Raw genomic sequence first — 20,067 nt, 5'->3', positions numbered from 1 at the left:
ACTAGAGTGCAGCGAGGATCTTTGCCTGTACTTCCTTCAGTTCAGCTTCGGACAATTTCAGCTTGGGACGTGTGAAATTCAGATCATCGGCACTGTTGATGGGCAGCAGGTGCATATGGGCATGCGGCACTTCCAGCCCCACCACACTGATCCCGCAGCGATTACAGGGAAATGCAGCTTCGATGGCTTTGGCAACAGGTTTTGCGAACGTAAGGAATTCGGAAAGGAAACTCTCGGGCAGATCAAAAAACTGGTCCACTTCAGTTTTAGGCACTACAAGCACATGGCCTTTCACCAGCGGGAAAATATCCAGGAATGCAAAAAAATGTTCATTTTCGGCAATCTTATAAGAAGGGATTTCGCCCGCAATGATCCTGGAAAATATAGTCATGACCTTTTTTTAGAATGAAAATTGCCACTTTTTATCCAGCCGGCAAAAAGAAAACAGCCGGCAGGCCGGCTGTTTCAATACAATTATGTATACAAGCTTTTAAATCGTAATGTCTTCGATCCTGAATTTCATGATACCGGTAGGGGCCTGTACTTCAGCAACTTCCCCTTTCAGTTTTCCGAGCAGTCCTTTACCGATCGGCGAACCGGCAGAAATCTTACCCAGTTTCAGATCAGCTTCTTTTTCACCCACGATCTGGTAGGTAACGGTTTTCTTGGTAGCCATATTGGTAATGGTCACTTTGGTCAGAATAGTAACTTTACTGGTATCTATATCATTGGTATCGACAATCTTGGCATTGGCAATGGTTCCTTCCAGCTGTTTGATCTTGGCTTCCAGCATACCCTGGGCCTCTTTGGCAGCATCATACTCCGCATTTTCCTTCAGATCACCTTTTTCCCTGGCTTCGGCAATAGCAGCTGAAGCGGCCGGACGATCCACTGATTTCATACGTTGCAATTCTTCACGCATTTTCTCAAATGTCTCCTTTGTAACATACATATTTGCGTCACTCATACTCTTTTGGTTTAAAAAAGGGTAAAAAAAATACAACGCCGCATTTGATTGCAGCGTTGCAGAACGTCAAAAATAAAAAATCTTTCCTGTAGAACCAATTAAACCCTCACGCAGAAAAATTTGGCGCATTGAAAAGTTTATTTATTTTTACAGTGTACTATAACACTAATACACTAAGACATGATCCATTTTTCATCGGTTCATTTCGGCTACAGGAAAAAGCAGTCGCTCTACCGCGATCTGAAGCTGGAAGTAGAAGCCGGCCATATTTATGGCCTGCTTGGCAAGAACGGCGCCGGCAAATCAACGTTACTCAAACTCATCAGCGGACTGGTATTTCCGGTTAATGGTAAAGTGCAGGTCATGGGCTATGAGCCCCGTAAAAGGCAACCGTCATTCCTGGAGAAAATATTCTTTATCCCGGAGGAAATTGAAACCCCGGATATTAATGTAACAGTATTTGCGGATGATTATGCTCCTTTTTATCCGCGCTTCGATAAACAACTTTTCCTGAAACTGCTCACCGAGTTCGATGTGCCGCTGAAAAGCCTCAAACAAATGAGTTATGGTCAGAAGAAAAAAACCTGGATCGCACTGGGAATTGCCGCCAATACCGAACTGCTGATCCTGGATGAACCGACCAATGGCCTGGATATACCATCCAAACGCCAGTTCAGGAAAATGATGGCAGCCGCCATGACCGATGAACGCTGCGTGATCATCAGTACCCACCAGGTACGTGATCTCGATCATCTTATAGACAGTATCCTCATCGTTGACGAAGGCTCCCTGCTTGTAAACGCCGGTATCGATACCATTACCGAGAAACTGGCTTTTGTCCAGTTCAGCAACGAAGCCGATGCTGCCGGCAGTATTTACACCGAAAGCAACCTGATGGGTACTTCTGCCGTTATGCTGAATAAAGCGCAGAGGCATGACAGCCGTATGGATATTGAACTCTTCTTTAATGCGGTTACGGAAAACAGTGCGCAGATGAAATCATTATTTACCAATTAACCAGGACAATTATTATGAATAATATTTTCAGTTTCAAAAGATTCGGCCTGCTGTTCGGCAAACATATCAGGGAGGAAAGAAGCCGTTACCTCTTATCTGCAGCGGCATTGTTTGCCATCCTGTTCAGCTTTTACCTTATTGTAATACTCACCAATCTCAACAGCAGGTTCCTTTTTCAGTTGCAGGAAGCGCTATTTTTCCTGGGGATGCTGTTTGCAACAACGATCTTCTCATCAATGTCGTACCAGTTCTTCCAGCAAAAAGCAAAAGGCATCCAGTTTTTGCAACTGCCTGCATCTTCTGCTGAAAAACTGCTGGTCTCTTTTATTATTACGCAGATCGGTTTTTTCCTGTTATACCTGTGCGTCTTTTATACGGCAGACTGGATCGTATGCAATGTGTACAACAGTTTTCATAAAATGCCGGCCAATGTAACGCCGGAATATGCGGAAGCATTCACTGCAAAAGTATATCCGCTGGATACAATCAAAGCCAGGCAGATGATCATAATTGCTGTTATTCTGAGCAGTGTTGCGCATTATGGTTCGCTTTGTTTTGAAAAGCAGGCTTATATCAAAACAACGATCTGCGTAATAGCTGCAGGCTTTGTGCTGATCTGGGGAAATTATCATCATCTCAAAGGAATTATTCCGCAGGAAAGTATGCCCAAAGGAACTTTTTACAATGAAGGAGCGAGACTGATGGAAACGAAAGGACAGGATGAATTCATCGCTACGGGTTATGTGAATCTGCCGGAATCATGGAATTATTTCATACCTAGATTTATTGCTGGTATGCTGTTTATTTGCTTCTGGACTGCCAGCTATTTTAAACTGAAAGAAAAACAGGTGTAATGCATGGAATTTAATTCGCAACAACCTATCTACCTGCAGATCGCAGAAATGATCTGTGAACGGATCCTGAACAACCAGTTTGCTGAGGAGGAACGCATCCCTTCTGTAAGGGAAATGGCCGTTCAGCTTGAAGTGAATCCTAATACCGTGATGCGCACATTCGAATACCTGCAGGCACAGGGGATCATTACGAATAAAAGAGGTATCGGTTATTTTGTTGCCGGCGACGGAAAACAACAGGCCCATACCCTGCTGAAACAGGAATTCTTTAATAATGAACTGTTACGTTTATTCAAAACACTCAGCCTGCTGAATATTTCCTTTACCGAACTGCAGGAAAAATTCAATCAATACCAATCCGACAACAAGTTATAAAACCGTTACAATGAAAAAAAGCAATCTTACCATCACCCTTGCTTTATTAATGTTCGTAGCAACACTGGCCACTGCTAACTTTAAAATACAATCTGAATATAAAAACAACAGGATCACTCCTGTATCCAGTACACGTGCACTGCCTGCTTTTTCTCATATTGTATGGAAGGAAAACATAACAAATGCCTCCAATGAGAATTACAGGATCTCTGTAAACCAAGGTAGCAAATCCGAAATCTCCAGCAGCTTTTCAGAAGAAGAGTTACCTGTAACGTTAACGGTCAGGAACGATACGCTTTATATCCTTGCGAAAGACAGTCTTGAAAAACGTTATTCCGCATTCCTCGGTGATCTCTATACAGCGGAGTTAAAAAGCATAACAGCCAGCAATCACCAGATCTCATTAAAAGGCGATCGTACACAAATACTGGCGGTATCTGCGAGTGGTAAGGCTGAAATTAAACTGGCGGATATAAAGGTTCAGCAACTGGATATAAATGCCGCGGACAAAGCATCGGTGGCTGTTACGGGTACTGATACCATTCCGCAGGCCAATATCAGTATTGGTCAGAAAAGCAGGTTCAGCGCAAGCGATGTATTCTTTGCAAACAACCTTTTCTCTGCCGGCGATTCTGCTACCATTCAGCTCAGCGGCCGCGCGATGAAAAGTTTTAATACCGGACTGAAAAAGCCCTGATCCCGATTATGAAACAGAAACAGGATATTCCCGGCTATTTCTTTTTTGGATGCTTCCTGGTGGCAGCTGTATTCCTGCTACCCTTGGTTTGCAGGGATGCAGACTGTATGCGTCAGTTACCCGTTCAGGCCAAAGCTGCCTTTGTACTGCTGTTCTGCTGGGTGTATTACAAAATGGAAAACAGGCCGGTGAAAGAAGACAGTGATACTTAAATACCAAGCTTATCCAGCAATACGGTTGCCATCCTGTAATATGCTTCGTGGCTGTAGCCGGCTATATGCGGTGTGATGATCACATCGGGGCGTTCGAGTAACCAGTTGAGCCGTTGCTTTTCCTCTGCTGTATAGGTTTCCAGTTTTTCGTTCTCCAGCACATCGAGCGCAGCTCCTTTGAGTTTGCCATTCTTCAATGCGTTGATCAATGCATGGGTATCTGTTACTTTCCCACGGCAGGTGGAAACGAAATAAGGTTTTTTTTCCAGCGAATTGAAAAAGGCTTCGTTGGCAAAATGGAATGTTTCTTCGCTCAGCGGCAGATGCAGGCTGATTACATCACACGAAGCAGCTACCTGTTCCGGCGATGCCACCCGTACATAACCCGAACTGAAAACGGTCTTGTACTTGTCGAAAGCAAGTACATCCACATTAAAGGGTGCGAGCAAATGCGAAAATGCCATACCCGTATTCCCGAAACCAATCACACCAACGGTTTTACCGGTCAGTTCATCGGCACGGTTTTCATTACGCAGCCATTTGCCCTCACGGATCTCCTGCTGGCTTTTCCCGACCCTGTTCATGAGGTTCAGCACCAGTGCCAGCGTATGTTCCGCCACGGCATTACGGTTGCCTTCAGGACTGCTCTCGCAGCGGATACCAAGCGCCGTTGCTGCTGCAACATCTATCAGCTCCATGCCACTGCCCAATCGACCGATCCATTTCAGCTGTGTTGCTTTTTCAAGCAGTGGCGCATCGATCTTCAGCCTGGTGGTAACAATCAGGCCGGTCATCTCTCCGATACAATCGCTCAGTTCCTGGTAAGTGACATCAGGTTTACAGACAGCTTCATAACCGGCTTCAGTTAGCCTGGTTACAAGGATCTCATGTGTGGGGGCCGTTATAATTACTTTCGGTTTCAGATTCATGTTATGGCAGTTTTACTGCTTGTTTTATTTCATACGAAAAGTAAGCGCTGCAAAATCTGCAACACTCAATTGCTCCGCCCGCTTACTGAATATTTCCTCTGCCAGTACTTCCTTATCGAACATGCCTTTCAGCGGATTGCGCAACATTTTGCGGCGCTGGCCGAATGCAGCTTTTACCAGCACAAACAGGGCACGTTCGCTTTTCATGTTATAGGATTCAGTGCGTCTTACCAGTTTGATCACCCCGCTCATGACTTTTGGGGGCGGGTTAAAACTTTCGGGCGGCACATCGAACAGGTAGGTTACATCGTAAAAAGCCTGTACCAGTACGCTCAGTATACCGTAATCCTTTGTGCCCGGGCCGGATGCAACCCTGTCGGCCACCTCTTTCTGGAACATACCTACCATCACAGGTACCTGGTCTTTCCATTCCAGCATACGGAAAAGGATCTGTGATGAGATATTATAAGGAAAATTCCCGACTACCGTAAAACTACCGCTGAATGGCGGCGGCACGTCAAGAATACTTGCATGGATGATCCTGTCTTTTAAAACGGGATAGGTATGTTTAAGATAAATCACTTTTTCCTCATCCAGCTCAACAGCTTTAAAATCCACGTTGGCCAGTGGCAGCAGGTGTTTGGTGAGTGCGCCACCGCCCGGACCAACTTCCAGTAACTGGCTGAGGTCGTGTTCCTGCAGCGCAGCTACAATATTGCGGCAAACCTGCTCATCTTTCAGGAAATGCTGGCCCAGCGATTTTTTCAGCGTATACTCCATGCTACAAAAATAGGTCAATCATCTGAGAGTGCCGGCGCAGCTGGTTTTCGCTTTCATGAAGTATAATCTGTACTTTTACGCCTTAAATCATTTGCGATGAGTAATGAAATGCAAAAACCGGTGATCGGCTTTTCCTGTGGCGACTTAAACGGGATCGGCCTCGAACTGATCCTTAAAACACTTGCCGATCACAGGCTGCTGGATTTCTGCACCCCTGTTGTTTTTGCCAACAACAAAGCCCTGAACTTTTACCGTAAAGGACTTGCAGATATAAATTTCAATTACAGCAGCAGCAAAGACCTCTCCAGGCTGAACCCCAAACAGGTGAATATCTACAACAGCTGGGAGGAAGAAGTGGCCATTACGCCCGGTCAGCTGAACGAGACCGGCGGTAAATATGCGCTGCTTTCACTCCAGGATGCGGCCAATGCATTAAAAGCAGGTCAGATCCATGGACTGGTAACTGCGCCCATTCATAAAAAGAATATCCAGTCGGAAGCATTCAGACACAGCGGTCATACACCCTATCTCAAAGAACTGTTCGGTGTAAATGATGTGGTGATGTTCATGCTGGCAGATAATATCCGTGTAGGCCTGGTAACGGAACATGTAACGCTGTCTGATGTAGCCAGCCATATTACAAAAGAAAACATCCTGAGCAAGCTGCGCATCATGCACAGCAGCCTGCAGAAGGATTTCGGTATTGATAAACCTAAAATAGCAGTACTTGCGCTGAATCCGCATGCAGGGGATGAAGGATTGATCGGGAAGGAAGAAGAGACGATCATCAAACCGGCAGTGAAAGAAGCAAGACACCATATGCTTGCTTTCGGACCATACAGCGCCGATGCATTCTTTGCAAGAGGTCAGCATGAAAAATTCGATGCCGTACTGGCCATGTACCACGACCAGGGGCTGATCCCATTCAAATCACTCGCGATCGGGGAAGGGGTTAATTATACCGCAGGACTGGGAGCGAATGCCGTAAGGACCAGCCCTGACCATGGTACTGCATTCGATATTGCGGGTAAAGGCAAAGCAGATCACAGTTCGTTCCTGGCAGCAACTTTTGCATGTATCGATATCCTTGCAAAAAGAAATGGTTACGCAGAAATGCGCCAGAACCCGATGCGCAAGATGAGTGCGAGATTGCTGGCAAACGCAGTGGATGAAAGACTGGCAGAAGAAACCGAGAAATAAATGAGCAACGGTACGTTTACATTAACCAATAAAGTGCTTTCTGTAACTGTTGCCGCCAAAGGCGCTGAACTGCAAAGCATACGCCGCCTGGATAATGGCCTTGAATATATGTGGAAGGGCGACCCGGCATTCTGGGGCAAAAAAAGCCCGGTACTGTTTCCGGTCGTAGGCGGCCTGAAGAACGGCACTTATGAATTTGAAGGCAGAAGCTACCAGCTCGGCAGGCATGGCTTTGCAAGAGAACAGGATTTTGAATGTACGGAACAAACGGAAACAAAGCTCACATTCACGTTATCGCATTCTGCTGCAACACTTGCTGTATACCCGTTCCGGTTTCGTTTCTCCATCATTTATACCTTATCGGAAACAACACTCGATGTGCATTATAAAACAGAGAACACAGGCACGTCGCCTCTGTTTTTTTCTGTAGGGGCGCATCCTGCTTTTGCAATACCATTAACGGCAGAAACAGCTTACAGCGACTGGCAGCTTGTTTTCAGCCACAATGAAACTGCCGGGAAATGGCCGGTATTGCCCGAAGGTGTTATTGCGCGTGAGCCGGTTCCTTTCTTCAACGGTAACAACAGCATCCCGTTAACAAAAGAATTGTTTTCCGGCGATGCGCTGGTATTCAAGAACCTTGCATCAGACAGCATATCCATCAGAAGCCACAGGTCTTCACACGGTCTTACTGTACAATTCGCGGGCTTTCCTTATATGGGTATCTGGAGCAGTAAAAATGCAGATTTTGTTTGTATAGAACCCTGGTGCGGTATCGCCGATAGTGAGATAGCGACCGGGAAACTGGAAGACAAAGAAGGTATTCAGCGCCTGGAAGCGGGGCAGGCGTCTGACTGTAACTGGCGTATTACCGTTTTTTAACTGCGCGGTTATTTTCCTACCTGTAAATATTGCTGCAATGCTTTTACGTAGGCTTCAAAAGCTTCAATGCCTTTGGGAGTGACTTTGCAGGTGGTTTGGGGGTAGTTGTCTTTGAATTGTTTCAGCACTTCAATATATCCAGCTTCTTTCAGCTTTTGAACCTGCACACTCAGATTACCCGCAGTAGCATTCGTTTTCTCTTTGATAAAAGTAAACTCTGCCTCCTTTACGCCAATGAGCAGGCTCATGACTGCCAGCCTTAGCTGCGAGTGTAATATGGGATCCAGTTCTTTAAACATCAGCTTTTCTTTGAGCCAGGTATTTCCTCCTGATGATAATACCAGGGATCAGCCAGCAGAAGGCAGCGGCAATAGCGCCGAGCAGCATATCGTATTTTGAAGCGGTGTAACAGGAGATAACAAATGCAACATAGGAAAGTATGGCACCCAGGATCATGTACCTGAATTTTTTAGTGATACCGGTCACCAGTGTAGGTACTGCATACAGCAGGATATAAATGGAATATATGCTTAACGGAAAAGGACGTAGTATTTCATCAGGTTTGCCGGATCCATCGGTATAATGTTTTACCATTTGCCAGCCTTCCTCATGGCTCAGAGTCACCGTAGCATAAGGAACGATATTCTGGTAAACAGTAAGACCAAAAATACTGAGACCAAAAGCAAGCCAAACCGCATCCAGTGCCGCATCCTCATATTTCACAACTTTGATCTGTCTTCTTTTACGGAGGGTGATGATCACCTGGGGGATAATAGCCGCAAATACGATCAGCCAGATATCGAAACCGATTTTAAATTCAAATTCGCGCTGCAGGTAAGTGACCAGTGAAGCCAGTGTTACAACGGTTCCCCACATCAGTGAAGTGATACCGGTATCATGGTGACTCGCTTTTACCTTCTGGATCATATTACTGATCAGGGCAAGACTTTCCTGTTCTGTTAAATCACGTGAATCAGACATTGATTTCAATTTTTGTTGTTCCTGTAGCGGCTGCGCAATAAATGGCCGGGTATTATATAACTGACAAGCAAAGCCGCCGCTCCTGCCAGTAACTGGTAATCATAATTAAGCCGGGCGCAGACAGCAGCAAGTACAAAGTTAATCAATCCTCCTATGACCAGCGGTTTGAAACGTAACAGTTGCCCTGAAACAAAAGTGCCCACTGCATATAAAAGAATGTAATACGTGAATGCGTTCTGCCAGGCAGTAGTGTAAACATTAATAATGGCCAGTACAAAAAAGGCAATGGCAATGCTGATCCAGAAACTGGATAATGCATCGTCAATAAATGATCTGACCTGCCTGGTCCTGGATTGCCTGAAACTATAGATACCGCTGATCACACCACCTAATGGCATTGCCCACCATACGAGATAATGCTGCGGGTAATGCAATATAGCTTTCATCACAAACTGCAGCAGGCAGCAGGCAAAAACGAGCCAGCCCCAGAAAAGAAAATAAAAGCTGTTGTCGCTGGCTTTTTGTTTCGCTTGCTGCACCATCGACTGGATCAGGTCAAGGCTTTCCTGCGGCGATAATTTTTTATTATCCATACGATCGGTTTGAGATGCGGTCTTAAAACAGTCTGCATTGCGCTATCAAAGCGCAATGCAAACCGAAACGATAAAGATAAAATATGCTTTAACTGAACGGATCAATTAAGGAAGCAAGTTATTGACAAGCAGCTAACAGTTGTTCTGCCTGATCCTTACCCCATGAAGGATGAAAAGGAGAAGCAGGTTTTGCCGTAGCGAACAGTTCCAGTGATTTTTCAGCCAGCTTTTTTGCTACTGCTTTTCCCCCGCCGAACGCTTCAGGTACATTTTTCATATACTGCCCTTCGATCAGGTAAACGCGCGGGTTGGCCGGATCTGCTTTTTTAGCACTCGCCAGTGCATTTGCCGCTTCGGCACCATAGCTCTGGTACCTGGCCATCGGGTCAACAGTCATCTGCATTACCGCAACCATCTGGCGCAGGCAATAAGTGTCGCTGTTCCTCTCAATCGCTTCCGCCTTACCCAGCAGGTCTTTTGTTTTTTCAGAAACTTTGTCTTTATCTGCTTTTGCATTCATCCAGCCGGAAATATGATTGGCATAAGCGGCATAATAATACGGCAGCCATTTGTCTTTCTCCGCATCAGCGATCCTTTCAAAAAAACCGGATGCTGCGATCATGTCGTCTGCTGTTTTCGCTTCCTTTAGTTGTTCCAGTCCTTTCTGCATGCCTGATTCGTAACGGGATTGTGCAGCCAGCTGAACCGCGAAGAATACGCTGACGATGACGAGTAAGTGTTTCATAGTGTTAAGTTGATAATTTAAAAATATTATTGATTGTTCTGTTGACGTAATTTTTCATATTCCAGTTCGGTCATTGCAAGACCGTTGCCATGATAAGCCCGGAAATACTGGAAAGCCAGGCCTAAGCCCCAACCCATCATCGGCCAGATAGGCCAGAAATAATGATTTGCATGATCGGAAGTCAGGAACCAGATTGCCACCAGCATGGCATTTACCAGCAGGTAAGAACAGGCACTCCATCTGAAAGCGACCCTGGCTTTAGCCATCTGCCAGAGCATTTCGTCTTTTTGTTGTTGTGTGGTCATGGTTTATATTTTTTAGTCAGGTTATTAAAGGTTATTGTTGATAGCATCATCCCTTCTGTCAACACCCCAGCTCAGGAACAAACCCACAAAGAAGAACTGCGGAGCCGGAGGCTGTATGGCTTCTTTGCGTGCGCCATTGTAAGAATAGTTGTAACCGAAGATCTGCTTGCTGTCGAGAACGTTGGTTACTGAGGCAACTACCACCGCGTATGCTTTACCCATTTTGGTAAGGTAGTTCATGCTGAAACCAAGGTTGTTGTAATTGATCGTCTTGCCCTCATCTGCGATATTGTACTGGTTGCCATTCTTCACAAGGTTATAATAAGGTCTTCCGGTTGCGAATGAATACGTGAAGTTGAAGCCGGTATTGATGCTGTTCACAAATTTCTTCAATACCAGTGAAGCGGTATGATTGGCCGCGAAACCAGGCTGCAGTTCACGTGGATAGTTCAGGTAATCACGTTTGGTATCAAGATAAGAATAGCTGATCCAGTAATCCAGTCCCTTGAAGGTTTTTTTATCCCTCCAGTAAAATTCCACACCTTTTGCATCACCGGTTCCGGCATTGTTATAGGTTGGGAAGGTTTTTACAAGATCTTCATATTTCTTGTAGAACACTTCTGCGCGGAAGGTTTGCAATGTGGTGTTTTTGATATAATTGAGGATATAATGTGTCGCCTTTGTATAACCGAAATTGGTAGTGGCGTAGAGATAACTGTTCTCTGGTTTCTGGTAGAAAATACCATACGCAAGACCCATCTGCGCACCTTTTCCTGTTTTGTAGCCAAGAGAAAGACGTGGTGCGATATTCGCTTTATTGATCAGTGACGAGTGTTCGAACCTTGCACCCACTTTTGCAGCGAGGTCATTGGTGATATACAGATCCGCCTCACTGAACAAAGATTTGAAATGATCTGTGAGTGATGATTTGTAACCATTGTACAGGTTAGTATTATAAAAATACATGTACTCACCACCGAAACGGATCACACTGATACCGCTCAGCCTTTTATCGAACACCGCTTTTACCTGGCTCAGGTCTGCCCTTGTGGTAAGGTTGAAGTTGGTACTGTCGATCCAGACCATTCCGGAAGTGTAAGGGTTATTATTCTGATCCTGGATCTGGTTCTGCAGTTTGCTGTGATCTGTGCTGTAACTCAGGCCTAGGTTGAGTTTCCAGCCGTTACCCAGGCTTTCGCGCAGGCTCAGGTTATTGTACCAGTTTGTGTTGCGAAGACCAAAAGCATTCTTCAGCAAAGCATCGTTGATATTTTCCCTGCGCAGGCCAAGATCACTTGCGCCGAAAGTGGTATAATATTTAACCATACCGCCTTTTTTCGTTTTGAAACGGAAATTACCATCGGCAGAATGAAACTGAGGAATGCGGAAATAATCAGGTTTCTGTTTTACCACCGCGAAATAAGGGATCAGGTTGGTATAACCATAGTTTACACCCCAGGATGATTTTTTATCTTCTGCCACTTTCTGCATACCGGCACCAACAAATACGGTAGAAAGGGATACCGTTGCTTCAGACCTGTCCGGGATATCGATGCTCTCCATGATCAGCGCAGAAGAAAGTGCCTGGCCATACAAGGCAGAATAACCACCGGTGCTGAATATAGTACCTTTGAATATGCTCGGAGAAAAACGACCGCGCGATGCGATATCGGGCACGCTCGCCTGGAAAGGATTATTTACCAGTGTACCGTCTATAAATTGTTTGGCTTCATAACCTGCACCTCCACGCACGAACAGACCTTCCTGCTCGCCCACCTGCTGTGCACCTGGCAGTGTTTTTACCACCGCAGTGATATCGGCATTGGCACCGCCTGTTGTAAGTATATCCAGGGAGGATAATACCGTAGCAGCACGCTTTTTATCTCCGGCCTCGAAGCTGCCCGCCGTAACGGTAACCGCTTTCAGTTCGCTCACTTCTTCTTTTAAAGCAAACAGGAAACTGAGATCTGCTTTCTCGATCCGGATCGCCTGTTCAGCAGTTTTATAACCTATGCTTGATGCAACCAATACCTGGTCGCCCTTCTCAGTTGTTTTGAATGAAAACATACCGCTTGAATCAGCAGTGGTGCCATCATAAGAACCCCTGATGGCAACGTTTGCACCGGGGATCACATGTCCCTTCGCGTCTTTTACAGTTCCGGTAATCTTTACCTGTGCATTAACCAGGGTTGTCAGCAGTACCAGTAAAGCCAGGAGCGTCAACTTTTTCATCTCATTTTTGTTTTGATGAGACAAACATAGAATAGTTTATTTTATAAACCAAACTATTATTTAAATTTTTTTATCCTGAAATAGATTTGCTTGCTACGATCATTTCATTATATTTACGAAAAGTTCGTAGATGGAAAAACTGACCAAACAGGAAGAAGAAGCCATGCAGGCAGTCTGGAAAAACGGGGAAGGACATATCAAAGCTTTCCTGGCACTGATGCCGGCAGCTGTTCCGTATACTACCCTGGCTTCCACCATAAAGAACCTGGAGAAAAAGGGGTTTCTTAGTTCGCGCATGATCGGCAACGTAAATGTATACCAGCCATCTATATCGCGGGAAGCCTATACCCGGCATTGCATGAAACGGTTTGCCGCGGATTATTTTGCCAATTCATACAAGGAAATGGTTTCTTTCTTTATAAAAGAAAAAGAGGTCAGCCCGGAGGAACTCCGCAGGATGATCGATATGATCGAAAACGATTCAGAACCCAAACAATAAATCATGCGCCGACTACTCATTGTAACCCTCCTTCTTCCATGTTTTTCATTAGCCGCACAACAACAAAAAACAGGTGCATGGATTAGCGGCACCATTATGAATCACAAGGAGGATTCGGTTAAAATAGTAATATCCGATGACCCGGTTTTGCGAAAGAGCAGGTCTTTTACTATTCCACTCATAAATGGGCGCTTCAGTAGCTTTTTGGCTGTAACTGGTCCTGTTAGTGTTTACACGCAGGAAGGTATTAATTATGTAAGCGGACTCATAGAACCTGGCGACAGTCTTTATTTTTCTTACGATGCAAACGACTTCCGCAATACACTTAGCATCAACGGTAAGGGTGCACAGAAATTTGATTACGTCAACAGCTGGAGAACGTTAGACATTTACCGGAAACTATCACAACGCGCTGGGTTATCCCGCAACCAGCCCTATCCATTCGATAATCTTCTGAATTTCACCGACAGTATCGGAACTGTATTTCAGACAAAGCTGGATTCTGTCAAACCCTTTTTGAGCAAGGAAAGCTTGCGAATATTACAGGCTGATCTCAAAGCAAATATCAGCGCAAACAAATACAGAAGTGTTGGCATGGTATACCACGAAAGCCGTGAGGAAACACTGAAGAAAAGAACTGCTGAACTATCGCCGGCTGCAACAGCCGCCATTAGTAACATGCTGCAGTTCGATGAATCCCTTGCCTTTTCCTCCTCTTATATCAATGCAGTTTTTAATACACTTTTCATGGAATACGATGCCAGAAAAATGTCTGGTACATCCGGAAAAGACCTGCCGTCCAAATACAGTTATCTCGATTCTGTATTACCTGGCGCTTTGAAAACTCCCGTATTCACATTATTCCTTGAGAACGATCTGGCTAAACTTAACCAGGCAGAGGACCTGGAAAAACTGATCTCTACTATTTACCATTCGCGGGAAGACCTTGCTTACCGCGAATATATTAGTGCATTGTTCCGTGATTTGCATGTGTTCAGAAAAGGCATGCCTGCACCTTCATTTACGCTCACCAATACAAAAGGAGAAAAAGTAACACTCAGCGACTTCCGTGGTAAGGTGGTGCTGATCGATTTCTGGTATGAAGCCTGCGGCCCCTGTCATGCTTTATTCGAAAACATTTCATCGGTGAAGAAACAGTTCGGCAGCGACAGCGTTGTGTTTCTTTGTATCTCGGTAGATAGTGAACCTGTATGGAAAGAATCATTACAGAAAAGAAAAATCCAGGGCTATCATGTTTTTACCCAAAACCAGCAGATACAGCATGCAGTTGTAAAAGATTACAAGGTAAACGGTTATCCCACCACCTGCCTGATCGATCGCAACGGGAATATTTTTATGGCAACTCCATCCAACAACCCTGTAGAACTCGCACAACAGATCCGAAATGCTTTAAAACAGTAACTACATGACAGTTTATTTCTTCAATCTTGCGTTGGCGATATCTTTCAGTTTTTACTTCCTATTACTACGGAAAACAACATGGTATACATTCAACCGGTTCTTCCTCTTATTATATCCCGTTGTTTTATTGCTTCCGTTTCTGTTCCCTTTATCATTGCCTGGTTCCGGCAGCATTACCGGTGTGTTTTACAAAACCATTACTCCTGCAAAGCAGGCATTACTGAAAAACTTACCCTCTCCGCAACAAAGTCTGCCCCTGCGGGTTATCTTTTGGGTATACCTGCTGGTAAGTGCCTTGCTGTTGTTAAGATTGTTATTACAATGGATCTCCTACCTGGTATTCAGAAACTCAGCGGAATGGATCGCTGATAAAGACGGCATCAGTATCTATCGTTTATCCAAGGGCACTGAGGCTTTCAGCATCGGACGTTCTGTATATATACCAGGCGGGCTGCAGGATATACCAGCTGCTGTACTCCGCCATGAAATGGCACACGCAGGTCAATGGCATACACTGGATATATTATTTGCCGAAATATTGATTATTATAAACTGGATCAATCCTTTTGCCTGGTTCACACGGAATGCGATAAGAACTAATCTCGAATTTATTGCAGACCGGGAAGTGATCAACAGCGGTTACAACAAAAAGGAGTACCAGTATTTATTACTTGGCGCCCTGCAGGGAAAGTCTTTTGCTTTTGCAAACTCCTTACATAGCATTCCCTTAAAACAGCGTATAAGTATGATGAACAAACCATATAACAATAACAGACATCGTATGTGGTTATTGCTGCCTGTAACAGCACTGGTATTTTTGTTTCAGCAACTTCCGGCTGCCAGTCCTCCGTTTAATTACAGGGTAATCCTGCACAGGGACGATCGCATGGATGCGGAACGCAAAAAATTCTTCACTGCACATACCGACCTCTTACTCATCTATTGGAAAAAAAAGACAACCATTGTTGAACTGTATTTTACCGGTGAACGGATTGAAAGTTTTGACCTGTCGAAAAAAAATGATGTGCTTTTACTGCAGAATAAATACGGAGATTTACCAGCTCCTGTAACCAGGTGATCTCAGTTCTGTACAATAAAAAAGCGCCGGATCAGATCCGGCGCTTGATATTTTATATAAGCGTTGCTTATTTGTATTGAGGAACCAGGCTCTTGGCCAGGTCGGTCATTTTCTTAACACCGTCATCAGGCAGGTTACCTTTCTTGAACTCAGCCAGAACATCCGGCAGTTTGTTCTCCATTTCCATCAGGAAGTGTGATTCGAATTCTTTCACGTTCTTCACGGCTACTTCGCGGAGCAGACCCTGGGTTCCGAGATAGATGATCGCTACCTGTTTTTCAACGCTGAACGGAGTGTACTGTGGTTGCTTCAGGATTTCCACGTTACGTGCACCTTTATCAATTACTGATTTGGTTGCAGCATCGAGGTCGCCACCGAATTTCGAGAACGCTTCCAGCTCACGGTAAAGGGCCTGGTCGAGTTTCAGGGTACCCGATACTTTTTTCATGGATTTGATCTGCGCGTTACCACCCACACGGCTTACAGAGATACCTACGTTGATCGCCGGACGGATACCTGCGTTGAACAGGTTACCTTCCAGGAAGATCTGACCGTCGGTGATCGAGATCACGTTGGTTGGGATATAAGCTGATACGTCACCAGCCTGTGTTTCAATGATCGGGAGTGCAGTGAGTGAACCGCCACCTTTTACCAGGTGTTTGATAGAATCAGGCAGGTCATTCATATTCTTCGCAACAGCATCGTTGTTGATCACTTTTGCAGCCCTTTCCAGCAGACGGCTGTGCAGGTAGAATACGTCACCAGGATATGCTTCACGTCCCGGAGGCCTTCTCAGCAGCAGTGATACCTCACGGTATGCTACGGCCTGCTTCGACAGGTCATCATAAATGATCAGTGCAGGACGGCCGGTATCGCGGAAGTACTCCCCGATCGCTGCGCCCGCAAATGGTGCGTAGAACTGCAGCGGAGCCGGATCTGAAGCTGATGCTGATACGATGGTAGTATATGCCATCGCGCCATTGTCGGTCAGGGTTTTCATCACACCTGCAACGGTAGACGCTTTCTGGCCCACTGCCACATATATACAGTATACAGGTTTTCCTGCATCGTAGAATTCTTTCTGGTTGATGATGGTGTCGATACAAATCGCGGTCTTACCGGTCTGACGGTCACCGATCACCAGCTCACGCTGGCCACGGCCCACAGGGATCATCGCGTCGATGGCTTTGATACCGGTTTGCAGTGGTTCTTTAACCGGCTCGCGGTAGATAACGCCCGGTGCTTTACGCTCCAGCGGCATTTCGTACAGTTCTCCGGTGATAGGGCCTTTACCATCGATTGGTTCACCCAGTGTATTGATTACACGTCCTACAACACCTTCTCCCGCTTTAATGGAAGCGATCTTGCCGGTACGTTTTACTTTGGCGCCTTCTTTAATATCTCCGCTCTCACCCATCAATACCACACCCACATTATCTTCTTCCAGGTTAAGCGCAATGGCTTTTACACCATTTTCAAATTCTACCAGTTCACCACTTCTTACGCCGTTCAGGCCGTAAACGCGGGCAATACCGTCACCCACCTGCAATACGGTACCAACCTCTTCCAGGTCAGCAGAAGCATTGAAATTGCTGAGTTGCTGCCTCAGTATCGCTGATATCTCATCAGGTTTAATGTCCACCATGATTATGTATTTAAAAATTAGGGTTTATTGATTATCGTATTGATTGTACATAGTGATTCTGGCTGAATTGCTTGCGGATATCGTTCAGATCACGCAGTATACTGGCATCTACCAGGTTGTTGTTGAATTCAAGCACAAATCCGCCGATCAGGCTTTCATCTGTTTTTGTATCCAGCTGTATTTTTTCCAGTCCTTTCTCTTTTTTCAGCCTGTCGGTGATGGCATTACGGATCTCATCGGTTACAGGTACGGCTGTTGTCAGCAATACTTTATGGATTCCGTTGATGCTGTTATACTGGTTGATAAAGGCTGTTGCCATTTCCGGCAGGTCGTATTCGCGGCCTTTCTGCACCAGCAGGCGGATAAACGCCGCAGTGAGTTCGCCTACTTTTCCTTTGATCAGCGCATCCAGGATCGCCATTTTCTGATCTGCCTTGATGATCGGGCTACGCAGCAGTGATACAAGCTCTGCGCTTGCATTACATAATGCCACTACATACTGCATATCGGTATGCACTACTTCCAGCTGGTCTTTTTCCCTGGCAAGGTCTACCAGGCTCTTGGCATATCTGTCAGCTAAACGTGGGTTTGGCATGATTGGAGAACGAATTAGAAATTAAGAATTTTTTCTGCTGAGATTAGTTCAGCTTAACATCTTTGGTCAGCTCGCTGATATAGTTTTCCTGGTCTGCCTTGTTGGCCAGTTCACGGCGTAAAACCTTCTCCGCCACGTCTACCACCAGCGCACCTACCTGGTTCTTCACATCGGTCAATGCCGCATTTTTCTGCTGTGTAATGGCAAGCTGTGCATCTGCAACGATCCTGTCATATTCAGCTTTGGCTTTATCTTTCGCTTCAGCCAGTATTTTATCCGAAGTTTCCTTTGCTTCTTTCAGCAGGATTGCCCTTTCTTCACGGGCTTTGGCCAGCATGGCCTCGTTTTCACTCTGCAGGGCTACCATTTCAGCTTTTACCCTGTCTGCCTTTGCCAGCGCATCTTCAATACCTTTCTCACGCTCATTGATCGCCTTCATGATTGGCTTCCAGGCAAATTTGCCCAATACAAACAGCAATACCAGGAATGCGATGGTGCTCCAGAAAACAAGCCCGATATCAGGCAATACCAAAGGATTTATCTCTAATAACATAAATAACGTTTGTGTAACTTGAATTTGAAAAGATCATACAGGTCCTCCGCCCTTTGCTTCGGACCTGTATAATGTTTTTGCGGATTAACCATTACCCAACAGGGCAACTACCACTGCAAACAGAGCAACCGCTTCTACGAAGGCGGCAGCTACGATCATGCTTGCACGGATGTCGTTAGCAGCTTCAGGCTGACGGGAGATACCTTCTACAGCACCTTTACCGATCTGACCGATACCGATTCCGGCACCGATAGCAGCTATACCTGCACCAATTGCGGCAACACTTCCTACTACCATTTTGTTACGTTTTAATTGTTATTGAAAAAAAGTTATGATTAATGATGTACTTTTTCTAAGTCTGTCTCGTTGTAATGCGGCTCATGATCTCCCTCATGATGATGCTCTTCTGTTGCCATTCCGATATACATCGCCGCCAGCATTGTAAAGATATATGCCTGCAGGAATGCAACCAGCAACTCGATCACACTGATAAATACCACGAATGGTACCGCCACCACTGACGCATATACCGTTTTAAAGATAAAGATCAGGCACACCAGGCTCAATACCAGGATGTGACCCGCCGTGATATTCGCAAACAACCGGATCATCAGCGAGATCGGCTTGGTAAAGATGCCTACCAGCTCAATCGGCGCAAGGAACAGCTTCATGCTCCAGTGCATTCCCGGCATCCAGAAAATATGTTCCCAGTAAGTTTTGTTTCCGCTGAAATTCACCAGCAGAAATACAAATACTGCCAGCGTCATGGTAAACGCAATGTTTCCGCTCACGTTCGCTCCACCGGGGAAGAACGGTACCAGACCCAGAAAGTTATTGATCAGGATCAGGAAGAACACGGTTAACAGGAATGGCATGTATTTCGCATAACGATGGCCGATATTCGGCTTCGCTACTTCATCACGTACAAAAAGAATGATCGGTTCCATCAGCGACTGCAATCCTTTAGGCGCCGTTTTTACACCAGTTTTCCTGTATGCCGATGCCACACTCAGGAAGATCAGCAGCAGGATCGTTACAGTAAGCAATAAAGATGCTACGTTCTTAGTAATGGAGAAATCCCAGACTTTCGCAGACAATTCGGTATTCACCGCTCCGTCAGGATTTACAACCCTGATCTTGCCTTCAATGGTCTTATAAGCATAATTACCGTTGTAAACAGCCGGTGCATGGTGCTCATCTACCAGGTTGGCTGAAGAAAAGACTTCCAGACCTTTATCTGAATAAAGGATCACCGGCAAAGGCAGGGATGTATGACCCCATAAATGCCAGCTGTGATCATCCTTAAGGTGCTCAAGGATGGTTTCCGTTACATTGAATTCGCCTTCTTTCTTCTCATGGCTGCTCACTTCTGCTGTTGCTTCATGTTGGGCAGTATCATGCTGCGCATATGTTGCAGTAGAAAAAGTGGCCAAAAAAAGGCTGAAAGTCGCTACCAGTAAAGATTGTACACTTCTGCGGGCCATACCTGTCTCGAAATTTGCGGCA

The 20,067-nt window shown here is 45.4% G+C and carries 25 protein-coding genes; 10 read left to right on the top strand and 15 right to left on the bottom strand.

The window, feature by feature from the left end; genetic code table 11:
* Position 1: 1 nt before the first annotated feature.
* Together B5D42_RS01445 and greA are read right to left on the bottom strand one after the other, a co-directional pair.
* A complete protein-coding gene (locus B5D42_RS01445; protein WP_078829638.1) occupies positions 2-391 on the bottom strand; it encodes an HIT family protein in 390 nt (129 codons plus the stop codon).
* 99 nt (positions 392-490) lie between these two features.
* The gene (gene greA, locus B5D42_RS01440) at positions 491-967 is read right to left on the bottom strand and encodes a transcription elongation factor GreA (protein WP_078829965.1); all 477 of its coding nucleotides are present in this window, start codon (positions 965-967) and stop codon (positions 491-493) included.
* 180 nt (positions 968-1,147) lie between these two features.
* Here greA and B5D42_RS01435 point away from each other — a divergent pair, with 180 nt between their 5' ends.
* From B5D42_RS01435 to B5D42_RS01415, 5 genes are read left to right on the top strand one after another with little or no spacing between them, the layout of a single operon-like run.
* On the top strand, positions 1,148-1,984 hold the full coding sequence (locus tag B5D42_RS01435) for an ABC transporter ATP-binding protein (protein WP_078829637.1): 837 nt from the start codon (positions 1,148-1,150) through the stop codon (positions 1,982-1,984).
* Positions 1,985-1,998: 14 nt separating this feature from the next.
* Complete coding sequence (locus B5D42_RS01430) at positions 1,999-2,838, top strand: hypothetical protein (RefSeq protein WP_078829636.1); 840 nt, start codon at positions 1,999-2,001, stop codon at positions 2,836-2,838.
* Positions 2,839-2,841: 3 nt separating this feature from the next.
* Positions 2,842-3,213 carry a GntR family transcriptional regulator gene (locus B5D42_RS01425; protein WP_078829635.1) on the top strand — a complete coding sequence of 124 codons (372 nt, stop codon included), beginning with the start codon at positions 2,842-2,844 and terminating at the stop codon, positions 3,211-3,213.
* A gap of 10 nt (positions 3,214-3,223) precedes the next feature.
* The gene (locus tag B5D42_RS01420; protein WP_078829634.1) at positions 3,224-3,910 is read left to right on the top strand and encodes a GIN domain-containing protein; all 687 of its coding nucleotides are present in this window, start codon (positions 3,224-3,226) and stop codon (positions 3,908-3,910) included.
* 8 nt (positions 3,911-3,918) lie between these two features.
* Entirely contained in the window at positions 3,919-4,122 is a 204-nt protein-coding gene (locus tag B5D42_RS01415; RefSeq protein WP_078829633.1) for a hypothetical protein, read from the top strand.
* Here the strand turns inward: B5D42_RS01415 and B5D42_RS01410 are convergent.
* On the bottom strand, positions 4,119-5,051 hold the full coding sequence (locus B5D42_RS01410) for an NAD(P)-dependent oxidoreductase (protein WP_139366936.1): 933 nt from the start codon (positions 5,049-5,051) through the stop codon (positions 4,119-4,121). The two genes, B5D42_RS01415 and B5D42_RS01410, sit on opposite strands and share 4 nt — an antisense overlap.
* Before the next feature lie 24 nt (positions 5,052-5,075).
* The gene (gene rsmA, locus B5D42_RS01405; protein ID WP_078829632.1) at positions 5,076-5,831 is read right to left on the bottom strand and encodes a 16S rRNA (adenine(1518)-N(6)/adenine(1519)-N(6))-dimethyltransferase RsmA; all 756 of its coding nucleotides are present in this window, start codon (positions 5,829-5,831) and stop codon (positions 5,076-5,078) included.
* Positions 5,832-5,927: 96 nt separating this feature from the next.
* Between rsmA and pdxA the strand changes: the two genes are divergently transcribed.
* On the top strand, positions 5,928-7,031 hold the full coding sequence (pdxA, locus tag B5D42_RS01400) for a 4-hydroxythreonine-4-phosphate dehydrogenase PdxA (protein ID WP_078829631.1): 1,104 nt from the start codon (positions 5,928-5,930) through the stop codon (positions 7,029-7,031).
* Positions 7,032-7,913 carry an aldose 1-epimerase family protein gene (locus B5D42_RS01395; protein WP_078829630.1) on the top strand — a complete coding sequence of 294 codons (882 nt, stop codon included), beginning with the start codon at positions 7,032-7,034 and terminating at the stop codon, positions 7,911-7,913.
* An 8-nt stretch (positions 7,914-7,921) separates the two neighbouring features.
* Here the strand turns inward: B5D42_RS01395 and B5D42_RS01390 are convergent, their stop codons facing one another.
* The 6 genes from B5D42_RS01390 to B5D42_RS01365 form a co-directional block, all read right to left on the bottom strand.
* A complete protein-coding gene (locus B5D42_RS01390) occupies positions 7,922-8,212 on the bottom strand; it encodes a winged helix-turn-helix domain-containing protein (RefSeq protein WP_078829629.1) in 291 nt (96 codons plus the stop codon).
* Positions 8,205-8,894 carry a hypothetical protein gene (locus B5D42_RS01385; RefSeq protein WP_078829628.1) on the bottom strand — a complete coding sequence of 230 codons (690 nt, stop codon included), beginning with the start codon at positions 8,892-8,894 and terminating at the stop codon, positions 8,205-8,207. The genes B5D42_RS01390 and B5D42_RS01385 overlap by 8 nt, the downstream gene beginning before the upstream one ends.
* A gap of 5 nt (positions 8,895-8,899) precedes the next feature.
* Positions 8,900-9,487, bottom strand: a complete 588-nt coding sequence (locus tag B5D42_RS01380) for a hypothetical protein (RefSeq protein WP_078829627.1) — start codon at positions 9,485-9,487, stop codon at positions 8,900-8,902.
* Between the two features lie 118 nt (positions 9,488-9,605).
* Positions 9,606-10,232, bottom strand: coding sequence for a hypothetical protein (locus tag B5D42_RS01375; RefSeq protein ID WP_078829626.1), 627 nt, complete (start codon positions 10,230-10,232; stop codon positions 9,606-9,608).
* A 26-nt stretch (positions 10,233-10,258) separates the two neighbouring features.
* Complete coding sequence (locus B5D42_RS01370) at positions 10,259-10,537, bottom strand: 2TM domain-containing protein (RefSeq protein WP_078829625.1); 279 nt, start codon at positions 10,535-10,537, stop codon at positions 10,259-10,261.
* A 24-nt stretch (positions 10,538-10,561) separates the two neighbouring features.
* The gene (locus tag B5D42_RS01365) at positions 10,562-12,769 is read right to left on the bottom strand and encodes a TonB-dependent receptor (RefSeq protein ID WP_078829624.1); all 2,208 of its coding nucleotides are present in this window, start codon (positions 12,767-12,769) and stop codon (positions 10,562-10,564) included.
* A 130-nt stretch (positions 12,770-12,899) separates the two neighbouring features.
* Here B5D42_RS01365 and B5D42_RS01360 point away from each other — a divergent pair, with 130 nt between their 5' ends.
* From B5D42_RS01360 to B5D42_RS01350, 3 genes are all read left to right on the top strand, one after another.
* Positions 12,900-13,268 (top strand): BlaI/MecI/CopY family transcriptional regulator, encoded by a 369-nt coding sequence (locus B5D42_RS01360; RefSeq protein ID WP_078829623.1) that lies wholly within the window; start codon positions 12,900-12,902, stop codon positions 13,266-13,268.
* 204 nt (positions 13,269-13,472) lie between these two features.
* A complete protein-coding gene (locus B5D42_RS01355; RefSeq protein WP_176112870.1) occupies positions 13,473-14,690 on the top strand; it encodes a TlpA family protein disulfide reductase in 1,218 nt (405 codons plus the stop codon).
* Between the two features lie 4 nt (positions 14,691-14,694).
* On the top strand, positions 14,695-15,768 hold the full coding sequence (locus B5D42_RS01350) for a M56 family metallopeptidase (protein WP_078829621.1): 1,074 nt from the start codon (positions 14,695-14,697) through the stop codon (positions 15,766-15,768).
* A gap of 67 nt (positions 15,769-15,835) precedes the next feature.
* Here B5D42_RS01350 and atpA read toward each other — a convergent pair whose 3' ends face one another.
* The 5 genes from atpA to atpB all read right to left on the bottom strand — a co-directional run bounded on the left by atpA (position 15,836) and on the right by atpB (position 20,045).
* Positions 15,836-17,413, bottom strand: coding sequence for a F0F1 ATP synthase subunit alpha (gene atpA / locus B5D42_RS01345; protein ID WP_078829620.1), 1,578 nt, complete (start codon positions 17,411-17,413; stop codon positions 15,836-15,838).
* A 31-nt stretch (positions 17,414-17,444) separates the two neighbouring features.
* Complete coding sequence (gene atpH / locus B5D42_RS01340; protein ID WP_078829619.1) at positions 17,445-18,008, bottom strand: ATP synthase F1 subunit delta; 564 nt, start codon at positions 18,006-18,008, stop codon at positions 17,445-17,447.
* Between the two features lie 43 nt (positions 18,009-18,051).
* The gene (gene atpF / locus B5D42_RS01335; protein WP_078829618.1) at positions 18,052-18,561 is read right to left on the bottom strand and encodes a F0F1 ATP synthase subunit B; all 510 of its coding nucleotides are present in this window, start codon (positions 18,559-18,561) and stop codon (positions 18,052-18,054) included.
* 84 nt (positions 18,562-18,645) lie between these two features.
* Positions 18,646-18,858 (bottom strand): ATP synthase F0 subunit C, encoded by a 213-nt coding sequence (gene atpE / locus B5D42_RS01330; RefSeq protein WP_078829617.1) that lies wholly within the window; start codon positions 18,856-18,858, stop codon positions 18,646-18,648.
* A 38-nt stretch (positions 18,859-18,896) separates the two neighbouring features.
* Complete coding sequence (gene atpB / locus B5D42_RS01325) at positions 18,897-20,045, bottom strand: F0F1 ATP synthase subunit A (protein ID WP_078829616.1); 1,149 nt, start codon at positions 20,043-20,045, stop codon at positions 18,897-18,899.
* Positions 20,046-20,067: the final 22 nt, after the last annotated feature.

It is taken from the genome of Sediminibacterium ginsengisoli, from assembly GCF_900167075.1.
In the GTDB taxonomy this organism is placed as follows: domain Bacteria; phylum Bacteroidota; class Bacteroidia; order Chitinophagales; family Chitinophagaceae; genus Sediminibacterium; species Sediminibacterium ginsengisoli.
This window is presented reverse-complemented; position numbering and strand designations above follow the sequence as displayed.